The following is a 23,143-nucleotide window of genomic DNA, read 5'->3' as shown; positions in this document are numbered from 1 at the left end:
ATTAAGCTGTCGCTTTTTCTTTTTTTGAGAACACGCCAGTTTTTAGCGTTTCAGGCAGAGATAGCCATAGTAGACCGGCTAGAATCCATACGATTGGCGAGCCCCACATTGCAGTTTGTAGGTCTGAACGCTCTTGGATGAATACCAACACCATTGGTGCCCACATACCGATCAGACGGCCACCGTGGAACAGTGCTGCGCCGAAGCTGCGTAGGTGTGCTGGGAATAGCTCAGAGAAGTAACCACCCCAAACTGCGCTCGATGCCAGACCGAAGTTATACACAAGGCCTAGAATTGCAAGCATGTTCAAACCCATGAAGCTAACGTCAGACGGTGCGATAAAGAAGATTGACGCCATGATACCCGCTAGGATAAAGCCAAATGCGTTCACCTTACGGCCCCACTTATCGGCTACTGCGCCCCAAACCCACGCACCCAATAGGCTACCAAATGCTGAGATAGAGAAGATAACACCCATGGTCTGACCGTCGAACATGCGCACTTCTTTTAGGTACGTCGTAACGAAGCCGTTGAAGAACTGGAAGCCGTAGAAGTTCATGCCAGACAGCAGAAGACAGGTTAAGGTGATGCGTAGGTTAGTACCACGGAACATCTCACCCCAAGAGCCTTTTTTCTCTGCAATATCGTTACCGCTTGCGTCTTGCTGTACTTCTTCACCAAATGCGATCACTTTTTTATCGCTTGGTAGAACAAAGATCATAGCTACGGCAGCAACAAGAGGTGGAACACCACCCACTATCATCATGTTTTCCCATGACGCGTCAATGCTGGCCAGGTATGCTGCATACGCACCCATCGCCATTATAGCAACCGAGAACATACTTGATGCAAAAGCTGTCAACTTACCACGAACAGAATCGGTAAAGAGGCCAATCATTAGTGATACTGCGACGGTAAAGTAACCACCCAGCGCTATACCAACGACAAAACGCATCGCTGCCCAGCCTTCATAACTGGTAAAAGTCATGTTGAGGATAGTTGCGGCACCATTAATGGCAGTAATGGTGATAAGTACGTTTTTCTTGCCGAAGCGGCTGGCGAACCAAGCACAGCTCAAGGCACCTAGTAGAGCACCTAGCGATTGCCACGTGTAGAACTGAGCCGTGTGAGCCAGTGTAATACCTTCATAGGCATCAACAATGTATGGACGAACGTAGTCGATTACGACGAAGTTATAACAATAAAAAACGTAACCGACGAGGATCGCTAGATAAGCGGCGGCACGTTGCATCATTGGAACTTCGCTCATGTGTTTTTTGGCTGTCATGGCCGATAAACCCCTATTTTACAAAGCAGTTGTAGCTATTGGTTTCATGAATATGATCTGTATTTGATCAACTCCATGTGCGTGTTGGAATGAATCATAGTTTTTTACGGGCTACAAAAAACTGATCAAAATCAATTTCTAATGAATACGTACCCATTATGTTGTTTTTAGTGATCAACATCTCATAACTCTATCATTAGTTGATTTTTAATAATTTTGACCTATATTAGATGGCCTATATCACATTTATATTGGGATTATAGTTAAGAAATGTTCCGTTTCACTAATATCTGGGCATGAAAATTAGCTACCCCTGAATTAGGAAACCTTGCTATGGTTACGTATTCAAGTTTCGTAGTGATCGCGTTCTACGTTTCATTCACTATATTGATAAGCTACCTCGTTAATAAGCGATACAGTGTTGGTGGCGACTTCTCCACGGGCGGAAAGCAATTTGGCTGGTTCACTGCTGGTGTCTCTATACTTGCGACATATATTAGTGCAATGACGTTTGTTGGTATGCCTGGGTGGGTTTATAGCTCAGGGATGGAAGCGATGAGCATTCACCTTAATTATCCGATTGTCATTTTCTTCGCGGTGATATTTTTTGTTCCTGTTTTTTATAAGCTTGGTCTGACGTCAATCTATGAGTATTTAGAGCACCGCTTTGGTGTTGTAGCGAGAACGATAAATTCTGTGGTCTTTATTGTCGTGCAATGCATATCAGCGGGCGTTATTCTCTACGCTGTGGCACTGATATTAGTGCAAGTTCTACCGGTTAGTATTTCCGAAGCCATTATTTATATTAGTATTTTTACCGCCTGTTATACCTATGCAGGAGGGATTTCGACAGTAATTTGGACTGACATGCTACAGTCGGCAGTGTTGGTTGCTGGTAGTATTGCCATTTTCTCGATCCTATTAACAGAAATAAATACCGCAGACTATCTGTCTCGAGAACACTTAAACATCATCAACTTAGACTTTGATCTTGGCGTCGATACGACACTTTGGGCTGGTGTTGTCGCAGTGAGTTTTCTTCATTTGAGTGTGTATGGCACAAACCAGCTAATAATTCAGCGCACCTTGGCTACCAAATGTGAAAAGACTGCTCAGAAATCCATGTTATTGTGTGGTTACGGTGCATTCTTTATTTATCTGTTTTTTGCTGTATTAGGCGTTCTTCTCAGTGTGTTTTACCAAGATCAGCCATTTGCAAACAGTAATGAAGTGATTCTTGATTTTGTGTTTAACCACACCAATCCGATCGTCGTGGGGTTGATCATCTCTGCATTAGCGGCGGCGGCGATGTCTACCCTCGACTCCACCTATAACTCGATGGCAACGGTGGCAACGTTTGATATCTATAAGCGTTTTGTGCGCAGCGAAGAGAATGATGACCATTACGAGAAAGTAGCCAGAAAAATGAGTTTGTTTACTGCTGCAATGGTGGTGGTACCCGCATTGCTAGCCGTGTCAAATGAGTCAGTACTTAAAACCATTGCGAGTTTAACCTCTATTTTTGTGGGCATTCGCTTGGGGTCGTTTGTGTTGGGTTTGTTCTGGGCTAAAGCCAACGAGAAAGGAATTATTGCTGGAAGCATTGCCAGTGTAGTTGTGGTATTTATGGCAAGGTATGTCGGCGTCGCATGGCCTTGGTTTGCGCCACTTGGTACGTTTGTCTTCCTATTGTTTGGGGTATTGGTAAGCCGTAGATGGGGAAGCGTCTCAGTAGAGCAGCAAGCGTTTATAGATAACCAAAAAAACTTATTCGCTAAGCCCACCGCCAGTCATTATGGCCTTTTGGTGTTTGCCTTAGGTACTATTATCGCTTGTTTAGTTTTGCCGGATTGGTTGTTTGCTGTTTTATCATAATATAGTAACGACAAAAACAGATTTTAATCGACAAATTTAAAAGCTGTTCTAATGCCTCATCTTCCAAAGTACGCTCGATGGGAAGATGAGGTGCGTTGCAACGATATACTTTCTCAAGCCTTTACCTGTTGGTATTGCTGCGTCATTTTAATCTACTTGTGTCATTTCGCTGACGATAAATGAGTCGAAAGCGCCTTCTGTTGCAGCTTTAAAGTCTGATAAGTGCTTGTTGGCCATATGAGTTTGCCATAGCTCTCGAGATGCCCAATTCTCGTAAAAGGTGAAGTGTGCAGGGTTATTGTTATCTTGATGAAGATTGTAATTGATACAACCATCTTCTGCGCGAGAAATAGAAATCAGCTTTAAAAGCTCTGTTGTGATTAAATCGACTTTATCTTCTTTTGCTATAATATCTGCAATGATCGTTAGTTTGCTCATAATAAATTCCTTTTAGTTAAATGATCTGCTTCTTCCGATAATAGCGATAAGCATTTGAATATAACAGTCGTTAACGCCTTATTTCTTATCAAACAGAGTTTTCATATTAAGCAATTTGCACGCGCCACGCGCCACGCGCATGGACGTGTGATTGATGGCTGAACATCACCTTATTCATAAACCTGACTTCAAATTTGTAACCTTGAGATTTTGTTTGTGTCTTTTGAATGCAGTGGCAACGCGCCATGCTGGCACTTCTTAAGTTCTTATAAATCTGCTAGCCTAACAGTCACATAGCTCAACGGAATGAAACAATGACGCGCAAGGACATACACCACGGGTTTATTGATAGTATAGATGGGCAATTAGAGTATTTCGCGGCATACCCAAACCAATGTAGCGAAGGCGTACAGAGTGACAATGTTGTCACGTTGTTTGAACAAACGCCTTTGAAAGCAAGGCCCATACTGTTCATACATGGCATTTTATGCAGTGGGCAGCTGTTTCAGTATCATATTCTACCGGCTATCGCAGCGGCCGGGCATCCTGCTTATGCGATGAGCTTACGTGGTCATGGCGGGAGTCATGGTAATCTTGTTGGTGATACGTTGAGCAATTATGTTCAAGATTTAAAGGCGTGTATCGATTGGCTGTTTAATCGCTATCAGCAAAGGCCTGTTGTGGTGGGCTACTCAATGGGAGGGTTGGTTGCACAACATCTAGCAGCGCAGTGTCATACGCAGGGGCAGATCATGCCAATGCATGGGCTCTGTTTATTGGCTTCCGTGCCACCGACAGGTTTTCATCATTTAAATCACGATATCTTAATTAAACAACCGCTCTTTTCTTTTATGTTAGGTCAAGCTATGTGGGTACCGCAATCAATCCCCTTTAGCCCATACTTCAAACGCATGATGGTCAATGCACTCTTTCATAGTGATCCTGAGCCGTATCAAATTGAAGCCTTGATGACGGATATGGGATGTGAGGATTTGCGGCTTTTTACGGATGCAAGTGGTGTCTCAACCACGTTTAGATCGGAATTGCCAATTCTAGTTGTTGGGGCTCAAAAAGATAAATTGGTTTCTGCTGAGCTTATTGATAAAACGGCTCATGCTTATGGCGTTGAAGCGCACCATCTTCCAGAGCTCGGTCACGCTGTTCCGGTTGAAAAGAACTGGTGGCTTTTTGTCGAAAAATTACTGCATTGGGTCAATACGCAGTAGCGTTAAATAAAGATAGATTTCATTCATAGAAGATTTAAAACATTTTATAGGTTAATAACGGACTTATCATGGAAGTACAGTTAGAAACAATAGAGCAGCAACTGGTTGGGCTGCTACAAGGCAGTTGGCTGTTGAATGTGATTGTTACCTTGTTGGTGACATCTGCTGCTTTTATTCTTTGGCGTGTTGGCTCGACTCGGCTTGAGCGTTATATTCGCTCAACCTCATTAGTATGGGGTGAGGCGTTATGGTATGCGATTCGAACGCCAATAAATTGGATGATTGTTTTAATTGGTTTAACCGTGTTGGTTAGGTTGGTGGATGATCCATCGCTAAACATGCTGCTTTATCCGGTACGGCAAATAACAGTGACCGCTTTATTGGTATGGGCGAGCTTTCGCTTTATTGATCGCGCCGAAAAAGAGTTTATTCGTCGCCAACAGGACGCGACGACCATAAATGCTTTGGGCAAGTTGGTCAGTATGATTATTCTGGTTTTTGCTTTTCTTAGTATCGTTCAAAGCTTGGGTGTGAGCATTTCTGGTATTCTTGCCTTTGGTGGTATGGGGGGCTTAATTGTCGGTATGGCGGCAAAAGACCTCCTCGCCAACTTTTTTGGTGCGCTGGTGATCTATTTTGATCGCCCGTTTAAAGTTGGCGATTGGGTTCGCTCCCCAGATAGGCAGATAGAAGGAACCGTTGAGCGTATTGGTTGGCGAGTAACGGTGATTAGAACGTTTGATAAGCGTCCACTGTATGTTCCCAATGCCGTATTTGCTAGCATTATTGTTGAGAATCCATCAAGAATGACCAATCGACGTATCTATGAAACCATTGGTATTCGCTATGATGATAGTGACAAAGTGTCGGCAATTGTCGCTGACGTGAAAGCAATGCTATTAACGCATCCCGAGATTGACACTAACCAGACCATGATTGTTAATTTTAATGCGTTTGGTCCGTCGTCATTAGACTTTTTTGTTTATACCTTTACCAAGACGACCAATTGGATTCACTTTCATGAAGTAAAGCATGATGTCTTAGAAAAAATTCTACAGATTGTTGCACGACACCATGCGCAAATCGCTTTTCCTACCCAGACGTTGCATTTGGGTCAAGCGTCACAAGATGGCGCTTTAACCCAGCTTCACACCGCGCGAATGGAATCTTAGTACGTTTGTGAGCAGCGTGTATTAGATACATGCGCACGAAGCGCAGGTTTACTGCGCTACGATTCTGTTTGCTAAGGCCTAAATAGGATTAGCCCTGTAACAGCCAGCGTCGGAAATATCCCGTACTGCAAAATGGTGGTAGGGATCCAAGGACCATAGATAGCCACCCCAGTTAAGATCGCCGCAATAAGATGAACATTTCGAATTGTTTTTCGTTTTAACACTGCACTTGCCTTCATTGATAGGTGATGTTACACAACGATTCTTAACGGCATTTAGACATAGATCCTAAAGCTATAAGTAAAGAAAACCCATCAGTGCTCGTGTACTAGTTGGCGAGAGCGATGTCACGAATTAGAGATTTACTTAATAAAGAAGAGTGATCGCAAAGGATATAAGGGTTAACCTGAGCGAATAGGATGGATTTAGTAAGGAAAATCAAGGATGAAAAATAGTTTTGAGCACGCATTGCCAAACGCAGATGGTTACTTTGGTGAGTATGGCGGCAGCTTTATACCACCTCAGTTGGAAGTGGTGATGAAAGAGATTAATGCTGCTTATCAGATCTGTCGTAAAGACCCTGAATTTCAGGCTGAACTGGCGCGCCTTTATAAGCATTTTGTTGGTCGCCCAAGTCCTATATTTCATGCTCAGAATCTATCTGAAAAGTATGGTGTTGACGTCTATTTAAAGCGAGAAGATTTGAACCATACCGGTGCCCATAAAATTAATCATTGTTTAGGCGAAGCACTTCTTGCTAAAAAGTTGGGTAAAAAGAAACTAATAGCAGAAACTGGCGCGGGACAACATGGGGTGGCGTTAGCAACGGCAGCGGCTTTGGTGGGATTGGAATGTGATATCTATATGGGTGAAGTAGATATTGCTAAAGAGCACCCGAATGTGGTTCGTATGCGTATTCTCGGCGCCAATGTTATTCCCGCCACTCATGGACGTAAAACATTGAAGGAAGCGGTCGATGCTGCGTTTGAAGCGTATTTAAAAGATCCGGTTACTCAGCTGTATGCGATTGGTTCGGTTGTTGGTCCGCACCCATTTCCAATGATGGTTAGAGACTTCCAATCCATCATTGGCAACGAAGCACGTGTGCAATTTAAAGAGATGACAGGCTCACTTCCACAAAATCTGGTGGCCTGTGTTGGTGGTGGCTCTAACGCTATTGGGTTGTTTACCGCTTTTCTTGACGATGAAGAGGTTGCTATTCATGGGGTAGAGCCAGCAGGGCGCTCTTTGCAAGAGGAGGGTGAGCACGCCGCGACATTAACCTTGGGCGAGCCAGGTGTATTGCATGGCTTTAAGTCTTATTTATTGAAAGACAGCCAGGGTGAGCCGCAAGAGGTCTACTCGGTGGCCAGTGGTTTGGATTATCCGTCTGTAGGGCCACAGCACAGTTACTTAAAAGATCTTGGTCGCGTCAGTTACGGTACCGCTGGTGATGACGAAGCGATAGATGCCTTTTTTGAGTTATCACGTTTAGAAGGCATCATTCCGGCCATAGAATCGTCTCATGCTGTGGCTTATGCAATAAAGCTAGCGAAGCAAGGGCTAAAAGGCAATGTACTGATTAACCTTTCTGGACGAGGTGATAAAGATATCGACTTTGTTGTTGAGCATTACGGCAAAGATTACGGTATTCATTCACTCGTTTAAGGTAAGCGCCAGACTACGCATTGTCTGCACAAAAAGCAGGACCTAGAGGCGATGATCACCTCTAGGTTTTTTTATGGGCATAATAGCGAGTGCACGGCTGCTTTGGGAGTTTTAGAGATTTTGCGCATTAATGCAAAATCGGCGTTTTGAATTCCATACTGCTGTACTTCTTCTAGCAGCCTTAACCATAGTGACGTGGTCATTTCGGCATCTGCCAATGCGCGGTGAAATGTTCCATCGTTGTCGATATTGCAAAAATGCACCAGCTCACCCAGTTTATGTGAAGGTGCTTGTTGTAGTAGTCGTCGTGCAATGAGCATTGAGCAGGCAAACGTGCCTTCATAGCCGCGTTCGATACGAGCAAACTCAGCATCTAAAAAGCGTTGGTCAAAAGAGGCATTATGAGCAACGAGGTTGCTGTTGGCAATGAAATCAGCAAAGTCGTGCATTACTGAGCCGCAATCGGCCGCATCGACCAGCATTTCGTTACTAATTCCCGTGTAATTTTCGATGAATCTGCTGACCTTTTTCCCTGGGTTCATTAAGCGTTGGAAGCGGTCAACAATACGTCCGTTTTCTAGCTTTACTGCACCAATTTCGATAGCGCGATCCCCTTGGTTGGGCGATAAACCAGTTGTTTCAAAATCGAGTACCACAACGGAGCTTGCAGGTTTAGTCAGTAACATAGTACGTGTTATATCGTGTGTAGAAATAAGACCGTCGAGTATATCGCCTCTATGTGCTGTAGACGAGGGGAGGAGCAGAGAATTATCCATAGCAAAGAAAAATATCGCACATGCTGGTGCATGCGCGATAGTGTCGTTATAGGTGTGCTTTGGCAAAGTCGATGCTTTCGTCAATCAATTCGCTATTGCAACCAAGGTAGTTTAGAGGATTACAAAAACCTTCAATCTGCTTTTTACTAAACAGCGCGTTCATTTCAGGGCTTTGTAAGAGCAGCTGGTTTAATGATAATGAGCCCGTGCTACCATCGGCAATGATCTTCTTAACCAGCTTGTACCCTTCGTCGCGGCCAAGATGTTCAGCGACTTGCATCATCACCGCTTCTGACATTATAAGATGGCGTGAAGCATCGAAGTTGCGAAGCATATTATCAGGGTTAACGATTAAATTATCGATAAGGCGATGAGCACGTTCAAGTGACGTAGATAAAGCCAAACAAGACTCAGGCACTAATGACCAGTTTAGTACTCGCATTGAGGCAGCTCGAACATCCTGCTGATCCATTAAGTTAGGCGCACCCGATGCGTACATCCACCCCATTCTCGATAAGGTTTGAATCATATTACAAGCGCGAGGGTTAGCTTTATGGGGCATGGTACTTGAACCACCACCGCCTTCACCTTCTCTCACTTCGCCAAGGGGCGCGCGGCTCATTAACTCAATGTCGTTGGCGATGCGACATAACGTGCCATGAACAATGGCAAAGCACTGGATGGTTTCAACCATCCCATCGAGGCTGGCATTCCAAAGGCCTATAGGTTGGGTTAACCCCAGCGATTCCATGAGTCTATTTCTCACTTCTAAGCCTTGAGGACCAATGGAAGATAGGTTACCCACAGCACCCCCGTATAGACCCATAATGGCGCGAGGTGCTAGCTCGTCGATACGTTGCAGATTGCGGGTCATTTCAGTGAGATAAGACGCGACTTGTAGCCCCCATGTGGTGGGTAAAGCATCTTGTGAATTTGTACGTGCCACCATTACGGTGTTTCTGTGGTTATCCGCCATGTTGATCAACGAGTGAATTAGCTCGACAATTTGCGTTCTAATTAGTGCTAACGCACGCTTCAATCGCATGGCTTGGCCACTATCGAGTAGATCTTGTGTCGTACAACCCCAGTGCAAATACTGCTTTACTAACGGGTTAGGGTGTTCACTGATCTGATCAATCACCGGTTTAATTGCCATGCCAACATGTGCCGTCTCTGTTGCTAATCGAGACCAATCGATAGCATCGGTTGTCGCTGCTTGTTTAATCGCATAAGCAGCATCTTGGGGAATAATACCAAGGTTTGCTTGAATGTCGGCGATGTGGGTTTCAAAGCACAACCATGCGGCGACGAGCTGTTCATCAGACCAAATCTCTTTCATCTCTTTTTGGGAAAAAAGGGGAGAATAGAGTGCAGAGTCGAATACCGACACATTCATTGGATTCATACGATGTTCCTTGGCGAGAGCGAAGATTTAAGGGTATACGGCGAAAGAGCAGATAGCAAAAAGGCTGCCGAAGCAGCCTTTTTTAGGTGTTTGTATCACTTACAGTGCGATAGCACTCATTGCAAGTAGTGCAACAATACCACCTAGCATAGGAATCGCAGTACGTGTTACAACAGCGATTGGTGAAACGTTAGCAGCACCGGCACAAGCAATCACGACACCAGCAACTGGTGAGAATGAGCGGAAGATACCTGCTGAAAGTTGCATTGGAAGCGCTAGTGACGCAGTTGATACGCCAACAGTTTCAGCAACACTTGGTGCTAGCGGCGAGAAGCTAAAGAATGCTGCATTACCAGACCCTGATAGTAGCGCAGTCGCACCGATGATAGCGATCATCACGGCGAGCATCGCTATGTAACCAAGGCCAAGGTTTGAACCGGCACCCAGTAGAGTATCGATAAAGCCCATCGCAGTTAGACCAACAACAAAGGTGTTAGCAGCGATGATAAGTGCAACAACACCTGAGAATGAGTTACCCATACCCGTTAGGTAAACTTTCAGTGAGTCAGCAACACCTTTCACATCTTTAGTCACAATGAGGTCAGCTAGCATAGCGACCGCAAGGCTGAAGAACATAGCCGTTACAACGTCAACTTTAATTGCGCTAATCATGAACTCACTGAATACCAATAGTAGGCCTAACGGTAGTACAGGCAGGATTGCGAACCAAGCAGGAACGTTACGTTGTTCGGTATCATCTACTTGTAGCGTTTCAGGCGTAATACCTTTTGCTGCATCACGCTTGTCGAAGAAACGTTGGCAGAAGAAGTGTAGAACCGCAATAACAATCATTACCACAGGTGCAACGATCATTTGGTTAGCAACGAAGTAGTTCGCAGCATCAATGCCGATAACTTCTGCCGCACGGTTAGAGTTACCAGAGCCTGGGCCTAAATCTAGCGCGGCTGTGGTTGCAAGCACTGCGGCTGTTGCGGCAGGAGTACAACCAATACGAACCAGTACAGGGTATAGAGCAACCAATAGAAGCATTGCTAAGCCAACCGCACTTGGAATAAAGATATTGATGATTTGACCAACGATGTAAGTCAATGCCAACACAACATAAGGGCTTTTGAAAACAGAGAGTGGTTTAGTTACCACTTTAACCATTGCGTTAGCAGCACCAATGTGGCTCATGTACTTAGAAAAACCACCAACAGCCATGATGATTAGGCCAAGGTTAGCCAAAGTAGATGAAGAGAGTGCTTTGATAACAACAAAGAAGTCAAAAACAACAGTGCCAGTTGAAGAAGCATTCGACGGGATAAAATCAGTGTTGCCGTTTAATGCTCCTAGTATCATCATAATGATACCTGCAGTGAACAGGCATGCCTGAGTGTTGTATTTTTTGATGATAAAGTAACCAGTGGTAATGACTACTGGAATTGCAATTAAAGAGAACATTATAAGCTCCGTGTTTGTTTGTAGCGCTATAAAATAGCAAAACAATGCAAAAGGGAATGGGAATCACCTATTCCCCCATTGAATTGTGTTTCCAGTCATATTTCTATAATCTAGACCAATGCTTGCGCCTTATCTTGTTAAGTTATGGTTATGCAACATTTACACGTAATCAAAAGGGTAACCAATCAAGTAACCTATATGGAACAGACATTAGAACTAGCTGAACTAAAGCTGAAGATTGCTGAGCGCCAACCGCTATCATGCGCCGAAAATCGTGTCGCTGAGTTCGTTGTTACTCATTTCGAACAACTGCCGTATTTAGGTATAGAAGAGGTGGCAAAGCGAAGTGAAGCGAGTAAAACCTCTGTAGGCAGGTTTGTTCAAAATATTGGCTTTCAGGGGTTCTCTCGTTTTAAAAAAGCAGTGGTACTGCACCTGCAAAATACCCATATTAAGACACCATCAAGAATAGCGAGTCGCCTGAATGCGCCAGAAGAAGATGTTCCAATTTCTGCGAAAAGTTACCTAAAGGAGCTAGAGCAAACGTTTAGCTCCTTAGCGAGCACATTTGATGAAGCAGGATTTGAACAAGCGTTAGACCTATTTGCCAATAAGAATAGTGCGCTCTATGTTTTTGGTCCGTCGTCTTCGAATGGCCTTGCCACCTATTTCACTATGCTAACGCGTTATGTTCGAGAAGATGTTCGTCATTTGACCCCTGATGTGACCCTATTGCCCCACCATCTGCTCGATATGAAAGCGGGTGATACGCTATTCGTAATCTCATATTATCGCTATTCTGATGTCGCAGTTAAGCTGGTTGAGTGGTTTCATAGTAAAGGTGGCAAGGTTATTGTTCTTACAAATCATGGTGTTAACCCGTACACTCCCTACTGCCATGTTCAGTTGCTTGTTCAGAGTGACTCAATGGGCGTTTTCCAAAGTCGTGTCACTGGGCTGGCTGTGGTTGAGGCGTTGGTCAATGCGCTAACTCAGCGAATTGGTATACCAGAGCGTTTTGATGCATTAGAGAACATATTGTCAGATTTTGATACATTCCATTACTGATATTTATCTATCCTGAAGCACGGGAAAACCGTTTTCCCAAGTTGTGGTGATAGTGAGCAAGTCAATGTTACTTGATTGGTGATATGTGTATTAAGTGTTAAAAGTCGACGCCAATCCCGAAAGTTAGGCGATAATCATCTTTATCTGGAGCATCACCGCTACTGTCGGGAGTAGGGGATTCTGTTCTATCCCAAATAAAGTCAATATCGAGTCCTACGATGTCGGTTAGTTCGATATTTAGAGCCAGGACATTGTGATGAATCAATTGCCCTGCGTCCTTTTCTGTAATTGTGAGGTCATAATCGTGAGAGAGTTCGATATCACGGCTGATATCCATTTGAAATGAAGAACTGATCGTTGCACCTAGGCTTGATGTTTGTGTCGCTGTATTGTCTGCAACGTCGCGAAAGTGTGTACGTTGCCAAGAGGGACCTGCGAACAGTTCCCAAGAGCGTTGGTCACTGTTTAACAGCTCATAACCGATTTGGGAGCCGATTTTGGTTTGTAGATCAATATTGAGTAGCGGGGCATGATAAAGTTCTACTTGTAATGGGCGAATGAGCTGACGGCTGTGTTGAAATATATCGTAACTGCTCGTTAAGCGGTGGTTTCTATCCGTTTCTTGACCGTCACTGACGGAAAGAATGCCGGTATAGTTTATTCGAGTTCGCGACCGGTAGGTGGTACGCTCCGCTGACAGTTTGCTCGATATATCGATAGATTCGCTGTTTCCTCTTGCTGCATTGGCACTTAACGTAATTTTGTTTTCCCAGCGATCGAGCTCTTTCTGACGGCGCGCATGTAGTGATACGATCATTGCTGGGTTGATGGTGAACTGCGGACTACCATCAATTGACAATAGGTTGCCATCAAGCAGGACACTGCCTTCAAACGTTCCGAGGCCTCCGATATATAATGCCATTTTTCTTGGGGAGTAGAGGCGGTGTATCTTCGATAACTTGATGCTAACGGTACCAAGATCTTTACTCTTAAAAGTCAGCTTTTCATAAAACAGCTCTTCAATTTTGCCGTGTAAGATCTCGCCAGAGGTTAGCTGAACCCAGTCCTTATCGGCAGTAAGTCCAATATTGTCGATCATCTGTTGCTCTAATTGAGAGACGGGCTCCGTCAATGTCGAACTCGGGTGATAGTATTGCTGCGCGCTAGAGAGCTGCGCTGTAAGTAGCGATGCACATAGCAATGTAGACATGATCGTCATTTTATACCGTTACTGACCTATATCGCGTATTTGAAAGCTTAACAATTTACATGGCGTCATAAGACTGTATGTCAGTATAGAGCAAGAGTTGAACTTGTTGATGTGTGACGACGAAGAGGAAGAAAATGTAACGAAAGGTGTTGTTTCAATGATAAAAAAAGAGCACTTGATGTGCTCCTTTTACGTCGTAAATAGCCTTTAATTTATGCGGTCGCAAACTTGTAAGTGCGATAGCCTCCAATCAAGTTACGGGCTTTAAAGCCATTGTTAACCAGTTGGCGATAGGCGACGTTACCACGTAACCCAACTTGGCAATAGATCACAATCTCTTTGTCTTTTGGTAGCTCATTCATTCGGTGGCGTAGCTGATCAACAGGGATGTTAATCGCACCATCGATATAGCCCACATTTTGCAGCTCACCTGGGTTACGAACATCAAGTAGAACTTGGTCGTCGGTGAGGTTATCTATTTCATTAAAGTGAATAGGAGTAGCGTCACCGTTAATGATGTTATTTGCAACAAACGCCGCTTGGTTAATGACATCTTTTGCACTGCCATAAGGTGGAGCATAGGTTAGTTCTAGATGCTGGAGCTGCTCGACAGTCATGCCTGCACGCTGTGCAACTGCCATTACATCAATGCGCTTATCAATACCATCTTTACCTACGGCTTGCGCACCAAAAATCTTACCGTTTTCTGGATCAAATAACATTTTAAACGAGACGATTTCAGCGCCAGGGTAGTAACTGGCATGGCTTGCCGTGTGTACATAGACCTTTTCATAGTCGATGCCATCACGTTGTAGCTGTTTCTCGTTTTTGCCGGTAGACGCAACGGCTAAGTCGAAAATCTTACAAATCGCTGTACCTTGTGTGCCTTGGTAAGTCTCTTGGCGGCCAAACATGTTGTCCGCAGCCATGCGACCTTGGCGGTTTGCGGGTCCTGCTAAAGGCACCAATGTTTGTGCACCTGTGACAAAGTCTTTTTCTTCAACGGCATCGCCAACCGCATAAATATAGGGATCGCTGGTTTGCATCATCGGGTTTGTTGCGATGCCACCGAGTTCGCCAATCTGTAATCCAGCTTCTTTTGCCAGTTTGGTTTCTGGACGGACCCCAATCGCCATAATTAAGATATCGGTTGTGAGTGATTCTTTGTTGCTCAGCGAGAGATTCAGCTCTCCTTCAATATGCTGATGCTCTTCGTTTTCCCCAGAGTCAAAGCTAGAGATATGCTGGTTAGGGACGAACTGCACAGATTCAAGCGCAACACCGAGCTTTAGGTCTATGCCTTTGGCGCGGATCTCTGCATGAACCATCCCTGCCATCTCGCGATCAACCGGCGTCATAACTTGATCTGCCATTTCGATGAGCGTTGTCTTAATACCTAGCTGGTGGAAGGCTTCCATCATCTCTAGGCCAATGAAGCCGCCACCGACAACGGTGGCATGTTCTGGCTTGTTCATTTGAATCGTTTTGATAATACGATCCATATCAGGAATATTGCGCAGAGAGTGCGTTAACGGATTATTTATACCCGGGATCGGTGGCACAATTGGAGCAGCGCCTGGGCTAAGCAGTAAGAAGTCGTAGTGCTCGGTATATTCGCTGCCATCAAGTAAATTCTTAACCGTTACAGTTTTATTGGAACGATCGATAGCGATCACTTCATTCATTACACGAACATCAACATTGAAGCGTGCCAAAAAACTCTCAGGTGTCTGTAGTAGCAGTTTTGAACGATCAGTGATGTCACCGCCGATATGATAGGGTAAACCGCAGTTAGCAAAAGAGACAAATTCGCCTCGCTCAAACATAATAATTTCAGCATCTTCGCTTAGACGACGCGCGCGTGCTGCCGCTGAGGCACCGCCAGCAACGCCACCAACGATTACGATTTTTGTCATAAATAAACTCCCATTTGACCAAGCTATTGAGCCATGGAGATGGTATGGCTCATTTCTATGTTTGAATAACTATACCGCACTACATGAGCAAATGCTAATAAATGTTTATCTAATTAAGTGTTGACTGAAGGAAAATAGTTAGTAACATTCACCCCAGAATTATATCTAGTGCTGATAGGAGCCGATGAACAATGTTATTTGAAATTCCGTGGGATGGCCTACGAGGTGGAATGTTGCTGGGATTGTCAGCAGCGTTACTTTTAATCGTTAATGGACGTATTGCTGGTATTAGCGGTATTTTTTCTGGTGTGTTGAAACCACGTGAAGGTGAGATTACTTGGCGCTTGCTCTTTTTGCTCGGCATGGTTGTTGGTGGATTTGCAGCTTTAGCATTAGGTTATGAGTTTCCATTACTGGAGTCAGGAGCATCGCACGCGGTTTCTCCACTCAGTATAGTGGTGGCTGGGTTGCTTGTTGGTATCGGCGCACGCTTGGGGAACGGATGCACAAGTGGTCACGGTATTTGCGGTATTGGGCGTATGTCTAAACGTTCGATTATTGCGACGTGTACATTTATGGCCGTCGCGATGCTAACTGTTTTTATTCGTCTTCATATTATTTAGGATACCATCATGTTTGTTCTTAGTTTTTCACTGCTGTCAGGTGTTATTTTTGGTATCGGTATGATGATATCGGGCATGGTTAACCCAGTAAAAGTGATTGGTTTTTTGGATATAGCTGGGGAATGGGATCCAACGTTGGCCTTTGTTATGGGAGGGGCATTATTGGTGTTTATCCCTTTCTATTTTCTGCTTATTCGTCGATGTGAAAAGCCGATAGCTGACCGCTGCTTTTTTATGCCGGAAAGCAATGTGATAGATAAGAAGCTACTTGGTGGTGCGGCGCTATTTGGTATTGGTTGGGGCATTGCCGGGATTTGTCCAGGGCCAGCAATTACCATGTTGGGGTCGGGTAACTTGCTTATTATTCTATTTATCATCGCGATGGGCGCAGGCCTTTTTATTACAGATAAACTAATGGCGCTGCGTTGTTAAGCGAGAATTCTCCGTGGTGAATTCAATGGATATCAAATCCATTTCGCACTCGTAACGTGACAACGCCCTAGTTAGCTTAACCTTAACTAGGGCGTTGGTATAATGATTATAATTTTCATTGTGTGCCATCAGTGATTATAGTTCTCCGCCTATCCTTTTCTGTTTTATGCCTCAGTCGATGTCATTACGTTTAAGTCGCATTCAGCTAAGAGTTGACCGTTTGCTTGAATTTCTCCGTGAAACTGCTGCATAGTGCCCATGCTTGCACGATGGGTAACGATAACTTCTAATGTTTGACCTTCTTTAAACGCTGGGCATTGGCATTGAAAACGGCGGGTGCCAAGAAGCATCCCACTGGGTGGTGGTTGACCGTTTAACCATGCCTCAAAACCAGCTTTTGCTGCAATGGTTTGTGCCATCATTTCAAGACCTATCCAAGCAGGTACGCTATTTGTGCCGGCTTGATAGTAAACATTACTCGCATCAATGGTGGCGTGTGCTGTTGCACCGCCGGCACTGAATGCGATTAGCTTATCGATTAAGATCATTGGTTGGCTGTGAGGCAGTAATGTCTCTATTTCTGGACTATGCGAAAACAATTTTTTTACTGGTTCTTTGGGATGCAATATCATGAGACCTCGCCAAAAATCAGAGAAACATTATTCCCACCAAAAGCAAACGAATTACTTAAAATTATTGGTTGCCTAGGCTTAATGTCAGGCTTGGCCAGTTGAATAGGAGGAAGGCGTTGGTCGATCGAGTAAGCCGTCGATTGAGCTGGAATGGTCAGGTCATAACGTAAAATATGGTAACTGATGGCGGCTTCTACTGCACTGGCCGCGCCAAGCGTGTGTCCTGTGAGGCGTTTAGTGGAACTCACCGGCACGTTATCAGCAAAAATATGATGGATAGCCTTTGACTCAACCTGATCATTTAAAGGGGTTGCTGTTCCATGTGCATTAATATAACCCACTTGTTCTGGATGTAGCCCTGCCGAGTTGAGTGCTTTGTGCATTGCTTCGATTGCGCCACGACCTTCAGGATGAGGTGCTGATATATGGTAAGCATCTGAGCTCTCTCCCGCGCCTAACAATGCGATATTGGGCGAGCTCTTGTTACGCTCGTTACTCACCAGCATAAATGCAGCGGCTTCTCCAATATTGATACCATCGCGTGCTTGGCCGAAGGGTTGCGTATGCTTTTGTGATAAGGCTTCTAGTGCATGAAAACCGTTTAATGTTAGTCCGCATAAGCTATCTGCTCCACCGACAACAACTGCATCAACAAGGCCTGCATTCAGTAAACGTTGTGCAGAAATAAATGCTCGACCACTTGATGAGCAGGCTGTTGAAATAACATAAGCCGGCCCGTCAAGGCCGAAATAATTTGCAATAAAGTGTGCTAAATCACCAAGCTCTTGTTGCTTGTAGCTGTAATTATCCGGCAGTTGACCTGATTCAACATACTGTTTTATCGCTTTTCCGCCTTCATCAATGCCACTGGTGCTGGTACCAACAACAACAGCGATGCGATGACTACCGTAACGTTCTTTTGCTTGATTAATGGCATCGCTACACGGTAGAAGTGCTGCGAGTGCCAGTTGATTATTGCGACTTTTGGTTAGGTTTAGTCCTGTTGGAATTGATGGCAGAGCTTGGGTAACACGTCCAACAAAGGTAGTGCAATGATCGACAAGCGTTGTGTTGTCTTGTATTAATCCAGGCGCATTACCCGCTAGTAGGTTTTGATTAATGTCCTTGGTTGAACTCCCCAGAGCGGAGATAAAGCCACATGCGTTGATGTAGATGGGGGAAGCTATGGTGGTGCGACATTCGGTGTCCAAGCAGGTGGTAGCTATGTTAACCGACGCTGCTAGCGAAGGCTTTATCATGGATATAGCTCCCAGTGCTGTTCCTGAATATAGCTAATTAGTTGACGAAGCTCTCCTTCAAGAGGCCGGTCTTCGATAACAGGATCAAAGTTACGCTGTAGTGCCGAATGCATTTTCAGTACAGCATCACTGATATGTTGTGGGTTAAGTTCTCCTTGACGCTGACGTAGGTAGATCCCCTGTGATGCAGCGAAGAGACCTGCAGCAGCCACTTGTTCGGTTAGGGTAATGACACGTAAACAATCTCGAGCAGCGATGGTTCCCATGCTGACTTTATCTTGATTGTGGCACTCTGTAGAGCGTGAGAATACACTGGCAGGCATTGTGTGTTTCAACGCTTCGGCTGTCCATGCAGAAATACCAATTTGTACGGCTTTGAAGCCGTGATTAATCGGTTTTCTAGCACCCTCTGCACCCGTAAGGTTAAATGGTAAGCCATTGTTAAACTTATAGTCCATCAATTGAGCCATTTGGCGATCGATCAGATCCGCGATATTAGCAATGGCTGTTTTTAGGGTATCCATCGCCATGGCAATGTGTCCGCCATAGAAGTGACCGCCATGCAGAACGCGCTCTTTATCACCATCTATGATTGGATTGTCGTTGGCACTGTTTAACTCATTTTCGATCAGCTGGCGTAACCAGGGAAGTGCATCTTCAACGGCACCAATGACGTGTGGCGCACAACGCAAAGAGTAGCGATCTTGTAGACGATCACTGTTAGTTGGAGGGGTCTCTGCATGGAGGTCGGCCCGTAACCACGCAGCAATGCGCTGTTGTCCAGGATGAGGCTTTACAGCGAATAGTGTTTCGTCAAAATGAAAGTCATTTCCCTTCATTCCCACCGTGACCATGGCAGTAATTCGGGTTGCCAGTTTAACTAGATATTCAGCACGGCTATAAGCTAAACACGCGAGTGCAGTCATCACTGACGTACCATTCATTAAGGCGAGCCCTTCTTTAGGGCGCAGTGTTAATGGTGAAATGCCGAGTCGGTTAAATACATCTTTTGTTGCGACAATTTCACCTTTATAGAGTACTTCTCGCTCTCCAATTAGCGCGGCAGCTAAGTAAGACAATGGGGTTAAGTCACCACTCGCGCCGACCGAGCCCTCTTGTGGGATGCGTGGGGCAATATCTTGGTTAATCAGGGTGACAATTTGTGATAGAAGCTGATGACTAACACCTGACACACCTTGCGCCAACGAACATAACCGAGTTGCCATCACAGCACGGGCTTGAGAGTGGGTTAAGTCGTCGCCAAGTCCACAACCATGAAAGCGAGTAAGATGGAGCGGTAAGGTATCAACAAGCTCTGGTGGGATAGCAACGGTGCATGAATCACCGTAGCCAGTCGTTACACCATATATCACACCTTCTTGTTTTAACAGTCGATCAAGAAACGCCACACCTCGATCTATTTTGTTCGTAAAATCTGGGTGTGTGGGCAAACTGGCATTAGCCCCATTGGCAATAGAAACTACATCTTCAATACGTAGCCTTTCAGCACCAAATTCTATTGTTTTCTTTGTCATAGTCCTTCACTTCTTTGGTTGTATGAACGCATTACTTAACAGAATACGCCCACTCGAATGCACGCCAGCATCCGAGGTATAAATGAATGTCAATGCTTGCTGCTCAGGTAGCCAATGAATGGATAATTTAATGGTCTTTTCTGGCGATAACGGCAATTGAAACTTGAGTTTATCGATTTGGCTGAAATCACCGCTAATAGGAAGATATTTCGTGGCAAGCTGCATAACATAATCGATTTGGCTCACTCCAGGTAGGATAGGAGCCGTAGGAAAATGCCCTTTAAAATCGGGTAAGTGTGCGGGAAATCGTATGCTCGAGGCGATGGTGATGTCGCTATGTTGGAGTGACAATATGGTCAAATCACGCGTGCCCATTTACGTTTCCCTTATGTGGCTTTAGATTAAGATGGCGCAGAACTGAAATGGCGATGACGGCAGAACCTTTAAAGCAGGGATGTTTAATTAAGCGTTGTTCTATTTTTTTATCATGCTGAATAACACCGCATTTCGCATCATGTAATAGTGTGTACCCGTGATCTGACAGTGAGTTTGAACTCTTATTTTGGGTGTTTGCAGGAATAATGATGTTATTGTTTGTGAGTAAGTGAACGATATTTTCAGTGCTCATGGTGTAACTACTATCCATACAAGTAGCGCTGTTTTTACCTGCGTATCTGTTTAACCACTTAATTATAGTGTTAATATATTGGGGCCATGTAATGCTGACCCCGTTAAAGAGCCTAACACAATGCGTAGCGTTATAGTTCTTTTGTAATAAATGACGCATTTTTGTAGGGACGACAGTCATTGTTTTAGCTCATTTCGTTGATATTGTTAAATGCCTTCAGTGGCTGATATATGAGAGTTGATGTGCTTTGCTAACGTTGCAACGGACTTAAAGTGATCCTTGATTTTTTCGTTGCTAGCTTCAATACTTATATTGAAGTGGCTTTTTAAGGCCATGCCAAGTTCCAATGCATCAATAGAGTCAAGCCCTAAGCCATCGTTAAATAAAGGCTCGTCACTATTAATTTCTTCGGGTTTGATACCTTCAAGGTTCAGTGATTCAACAATTATTTTCTTTATAGTCATTTCTAAATCGATCATTTTATTCTCCTGTATGAACGTATAAGGTGCTGATTACAAACCAGTTGAGGTTGTTATTTGTTTGATAATTGCAGGCATATCAACACCTAAATCGATAGAGGCGTCATCGCTAAAAGTGAGTAATGCGCCAAAGGCATAAGGGGGTTGATTTGCGAATCCGGTGTTTAGTGGTGCTGGTGGTACTTGGTCATAGTGTACTATTAATACTGTTGCGTTAGGCGAGCACGCTAAGTAGGTATACGCATCATATATAGCATATTTTAAGCTATCTTTTTTAGCACAAATAGAAGAAACGGGTGCAGTGCACTGTGAGATAATTGTGAATAACCCTGAAGCGGTGTTGTGGACGCTTTGTGAGAAGGCAGTCGGAGAGATAGCTTGCCTATTTGCAATGTCTGTTAGTATGTTACAGGTTCTTTCTATTTCACCATGCTGGCTAGAAAATATAACATAATCTACACTTTCATCCTTATACAGTTCTAACGCTACCTGTGTCGCTAATTTAGAGGTGAGGCTCATTCTCCTCTTTATGCCACTAGGGATTGTTTCTTGTGGCTTACTTTTAAGGTCGTCACTTGAAGAATAGATGGAATTATTAATTTCATTTTGTTCCAATTTGTTCCACTTTTTTACATTTAGGGTGACGTTGGATATAGGTGAATGTTTCATTTTTTCATTGTTATTATACGTTGGAGTGTTAATAGGTTATCTCTTGTTCTTAGCCTTATAAATATTTATTTGTGTAGTTGTTGGTGTAATTGGTCTGTTTGTGATTTGTTTTCATGATTCATATGTATAGATGCTTGCGTTTTATTCGTTTCTCGAGCTATATCATGCTTTATGATTATCCGTATTGATTGTTTTGTTATTTGCGGAGTTGTTGGCATGCTTTTTGGGAATGGGGGTAGTGGCTGGTGGCATATATAATTGTACGCTTGCTTAGCTATTTGGGTTAATTATAAAGTTAGGTTTAATAAGAAAGAAGTTTTTCGACTAAAGTGGTTATCAAATTTTCATGTGGTTTTTAATTTTAAGAAGAGGCGGGCATTAATAATGCCCGCATTGAATCAGTAATGAGTTTTTCTAATCATTACAAGTTAGAGTGAATTGCGGCCCGGTTTCCCCATCAACATCGATTGTGAATGACATAACTCTCGTGCTTGCTAAGCCATTATCACACAAGAATTGAAGCTGGTAGGTACCATCCTCGTTATCTGATACTGCATTCATTGCAACTGCCCAACTATCAGCTGGAGCAATGCCTGCAGTGATGGTGTGCCCGCCATGCCCTACGTTATTCATATCACCATCGCGAACCGTGATAGTTTTCGATGCTGATCCAGCTACCGTCATTGTCAGAGCGGCACCACCGGTAAATACCGTCTGTGAAGCATCCGCCTGGGTAAAGACAATCGTTGGCTGCGTTGCAATCGTAATCCCACCAACTTGAACGCTGAGCGTATTGGAGCCTGCACTAACTCGACTGATTGTGATGCTATAACTACCATCATTGTTATCATTCTGGCTAACAGTTGCACCCGAGCCACCAGAAATAGTTAAGTTACCGAGTGAGCTCCCATAGTTCGCCCCATCGCTTTTTTTCAGTAAAAGGGTAAACGTAAGAGACTCCCCAACGGCTAATCGGTAAGTATCATTATCGATGTTTAACCCAGCCGCCGGACTAGCCGCTAGTGTTGACTCAGAACCACTCACATCGACAGTAAAGCTCGCTGCTTGTGCGCTGCCGACAGGGGTTCCGTCATAGGTAGCACTAATGCTGACATTGCCCGCAGTAGTAGAGGTAAAGCTAACACTGTAACTGCCGTTGCCATTATCACTGAGGGTGCCAGCTGTTGCGGTGCCGCTTGCCAGCGCGATATTTACCTTACTGACATCACCGCTAAAGGCACTGCCAGCATAATCGTTAAGCTGTAGATTAGCGGTAATCTCTGCACTGCCATCGGCTGCGGCGCTGCTTGACGTTAAGCCAAAGGTCGACTGGCTAAGATCAAGCGTGGCACTAAAGCTCGCTGCTTGTGCGCTGCCGAC

The 23,143-nt window shown here is 44.4% G+C and carries 22 protein-coding genes; 7 read left to right on the top strand and 15 right to left on the bottom strand.

Features of this window, described 5'->3' with window-relative positions:
* Position 1: 1 nt before the first annotated feature.
* On the bottom strand, positions 2-1,288 hold the full coding sequence (locus ACKLNH_RS10275; protein ID WP_413112168.1) for an MFS transporter: 1,287 nt from the start codon (positions 1,286-1,288) through the stop codon (positions 2-4).
* Positions 1,289-1,621: 333 nt separating this feature from the next.
* Here ACKLNH_RS10275 and ACKLNH_RS10270 point away from each other — a divergent pair, with 333 nt between their 5' ends.
* Positions 1,622-3,163 carry a sodium:solute symporter family protein gene (locus ACKLNH_RS10270; protein ID WP_413112167.1) on the top strand — a complete coding sequence of 514 codons (1,542 nt, stop codon included), beginning with the start codon at positions 1,622-1,624 and terminating at the stop codon, positions 3,161-3,163.
* A 147-nt stretch (positions 3,164-3,310) separates the two neighbouring features.
* Here ACKLNH_RS10270 and ACKLNH_RS10265 read toward each other — a convergent pair whose 3' ends face one another.
* Entirely contained in the window at positions 3,311-3,601 is a 291-nt protein-coding gene (locus ACKLNH_RS10265; RefSeq protein WP_413112166.1) for a putative quinol monooxygenase, read from the bottom strand.
* Between the two features lie 314 nt (positions 3,602-3,915).
* Between ACKLNH_RS10265 and ACKLNH_RS10260 the strand changes: the two genes are divergently transcribed.
* Both ACKLNH_RS10260 and ACKLNH_RS10255 read left to right on the top strand, forming a co-directional pair.
* Positions 3,916-4,827, top strand: a complete 912-nt coding sequence (locus ACKLNH_RS10260; protein WP_413112165.1) for an alpha/beta hydrolase — start codon at positions 3,916-3,918, stop codon at positions 4,825-4,827.
* 68 nt (positions 4,828-4,895) lie between these two features.
* A complete protein-coding gene (locus tag ACKLNH_RS10255) occupies positions 4,896-5,999 on the top strand; it encodes a mechanosensitive ion channel family protein (RefSeq protein WP_413112164.1) in 1,104 nt (367 codons plus the stop codon).
* 71 nt (positions 6,000-6,070) lie between these two features.
* On the opposite strand, the gene ACKLNH_RS10250 is transcribed toward ACKLNH_RS10255, so the two are convergent.
* Complete coding sequence (locus tag ACKLNH_RS10250) at positions 6,071-6,223, bottom strand: hypothetical protein (protein ID WP_413112163.1); 153 nt, start codon at positions 6,221-6,223, stop codon at positions 6,071-6,073.
* Positions 6,224-6,443: 220 nt separating this feature from the next.
* Between ACKLNH_RS10250 and trpB the strand changes: the two genes are divergently transcribed.
* On the top strand, positions 6,444-7,667 hold the full coding sequence (gene trpB / locus ACKLNH_RS10245; protein ID WP_413112162.1) for a tryptophan synthase subunit beta: 1,224 nt from the start codon (positions 6,444-6,446) through the stop codon (positions 7,665-7,667).
* Between the two features lie 71 nt (positions 7,668-7,738).
* Here the strand turns inward: trpB and ACKLNH_RS10240 are convergent, their stop codons facing one another.
* From ACKLNH_RS10240 to dcuC, 3 genes are all read right to left on the bottom strand, one after another.
* Positions 7,739-8,353, bottom strand: a complete 615-nt coding sequence (locus ACKLNH_RS10240) for a 3'-5' exonuclease (RefSeq protein ID WP_413112161.1) — start codon at positions 8,351-8,353, stop codon at positions 7,739-7,741.
* A 136-nt stretch (positions 8,354-8,489) separates the two neighbouring features.
* Positions 8,490-9,848: a class-II fumarase/aspartase family protein gene (locus ACKLNH_RS10235; protein WP_413112160.1), complete on the bottom strand. Its 1,359-nt coding sequence runs from the start codon at positions 9,846-9,848 to the stop codon at positions 8,490-8,492.
* 99 nt (positions 9,849-9,947) lie between these two features.
* Positions 9,948-11,312 carry a C4-dicarboxylate transporter DcuC gene (gene dcuC, locus ACKLNH_RS10230; RefSeq protein ID WP_413112159.1) on the bottom strand — a complete coding sequence of 455 codons (1,365 nt, stop codon included), beginning with the start codon at positions 11,310-11,312 and terminating at the stop codon, positions 9,948-9,950.
* A gap of 198 nt (positions 11,313-11,510) precedes the next feature.
* Here dcuC and ACKLNH_RS10225 point away from each other — a divergent pair, with 198 nt between their 5' ends.
* Positions 11,511-12,380, top strand: coding sequence for a MurR/RpiR family transcriptional regulator (locus tag ACKLNH_RS10225; RefSeq protein WP_413112158.1), 870 nt, complete (start codon positions 11,511-11,513; stop codon positions 12,378-12,380).
* A 97-nt stretch (positions 12,381-12,477) separates the two neighbouring features.
* Here the strand turns inward: ACKLNH_RS10225 and ACKLNH_RS10220 are convergent, their stop codons facing one another.
* On the bottom strand, positions 12,478-13,590 hold the full coding sequence (locus ACKLNH_RS10220) for a DUF481 domain-containing protein (RefSeq protein WP_413112157.1): 1,113 nt from the start codon (positions 13,588-13,590) through the stop codon (positions 12,478-12,480).
* 212 nt (positions 13,591-13,802) lie between these two features.
* The gene (locus ACKLNH_RS10215; RefSeq protein ID WP_413112156.1) at positions 13,803-15,506 is read right to left on the bottom strand and encodes an FAD-dependent oxidoreductase; all 1,704 of its coding nucleotides are present in this window, start codon (positions 15,504-15,506) and stop codon (positions 13,803-13,805) included.
* 191 nt (positions 15,507-15,697) lie between these two features.
* On the opposite strand from ACKLNH_RS10215, the gene ACKLNH_RS10210 reads away from it, so the two are divergent.
* Both ACKLNH_RS10210 and ACKLNH_RS10205 read left to right on the top strand, forming a co-directional pair.
* Positions 15,698-16,129: a YeeE/YedE family protein gene (locus tag ACKLNH_RS10210; RefSeq protein ID WP_413112155.1), complete on the top strand. Its 432-nt coding sequence runs from the start codon at positions 15,698-15,700 to the stop codon at positions 16,127-16,129.
* A gap of 9 nt (positions 16,130-16,138) precedes the next feature.
* Positions 16,139-16,561 carry a DUF6691 family protein gene (locus ACKLNH_RS10205; RefSeq protein WP_413112154.1) on the top strand — a complete coding sequence of 141 codons (423 nt, stop codon included), beginning with the start codon at positions 16,139-16,141 and terminating at the stop codon, positions 16,559-16,561.
* 164 nt (positions 16,562-16,725) lie between these two features.
* On the opposite strand, the gene ACKLNH_RS10200 is transcribed toward ACKLNH_RS10205, so the two are convergent.
* The 7 genes from ACKLNH_RS10200 to ACKLNH_RS10170 all read right to left on the bottom strand — a co-directional run.
* Positions 16,726-17,193: a hotdog family protein gene (locus tag ACKLNH_RS10200; protein WP_413112153.1), complete on the bottom strand. Its 468-nt coding sequence runs from the start codon at positions 17,191-17,193 to the stop codon at positions 16,726-16,728.
* The gene (locus tag ACKLNH_RS10195) at positions 17,190-18,452 is read right to left on the bottom strand and encodes a beta-ketoacyl-[acyl-carrier-protein] synthase family protein (RefSeq protein ID WP_413112152.1); all 1,263 of its coding nucleotides are present in this window, start codon (positions 18,450-18,452) and stop codon (positions 17,190-17,192) included. Before ACKLNH_RS10195 ends, ACKLNH_RS10200 begins: the two co-directional genes overlap by 4 nt.
* Complete coding sequence (locus tag ACKLNH_RS10190) at positions 18,449-19,987, bottom strand: HAL/PAL/TAL family ammonia-lyase (RefSeq protein ID WP_413112151.1); 1,539 nt, start codon at positions 19,985-19,987, stop codon at positions 18,449-18,451. Before ACKLNH_RS10190 ends, ACKLNH_RS10195 begins: the two co-directional genes overlap by 4 nt.
* Before the next feature lie 6 nt (positions 19,988-19,993).
* Entirely contained in the window at positions 19,994-20,362 is a 369-nt protein-coding gene (locus ACKLNH_RS10185; RefSeq protein WP_413112150.1) for an ApeI family dehydratase, read from the bottom strand.
* A gap of 459 nt (positions 20,363-20,821) precedes the next feature.
* The gene (locus ACKLNH_RS10180; protein ID WP_413112149.1) at positions 20,822-21,094 is read right to left on the bottom strand and encodes a phosphopantetheine-binding protein; all 273 of its coding nucleotides are present in this window, start codon (positions 21,092-21,094) and stop codon (positions 20,822-20,824) included.
* 33 nt (positions 21,095-21,127) lie between these two features.
* A complete protein-coding gene (locus tag ACKLNH_RS10175; RefSeq protein ID WP_413112148.1) occupies positions 21,128-21,709 on the bottom strand; it encodes a beta-ketoacyl synthase chain length factor in 582 nt (193 codons plus the stop codon).
* Positions 21,710-22,177: 468 nt separating this feature from the next.
* A partial coding sequence (locus ACKLNH_RS10170; RefSeq protein ID WP_413112147.1) for an invasin domain 3-containing protein occupies positions 22,178-23,143 on the bottom strand: 966 nt, incomplete at its 5' end.

Origin of the sequence: Thaumasiovibrio clandestinus (genome assembly GCF_047250365.1) — a bacterium.
GTDB lineage: Bacteria > Pseudomonadota > Gammaproteobacteria > Enterobacterales > Vibrionaceae > Thaumasiovibrio.
The sequence above is the reverse complement of the archived record's forward strand: the minus strand, read 5'-3'. Positions and strand labels throughout refer to the sequence as shown.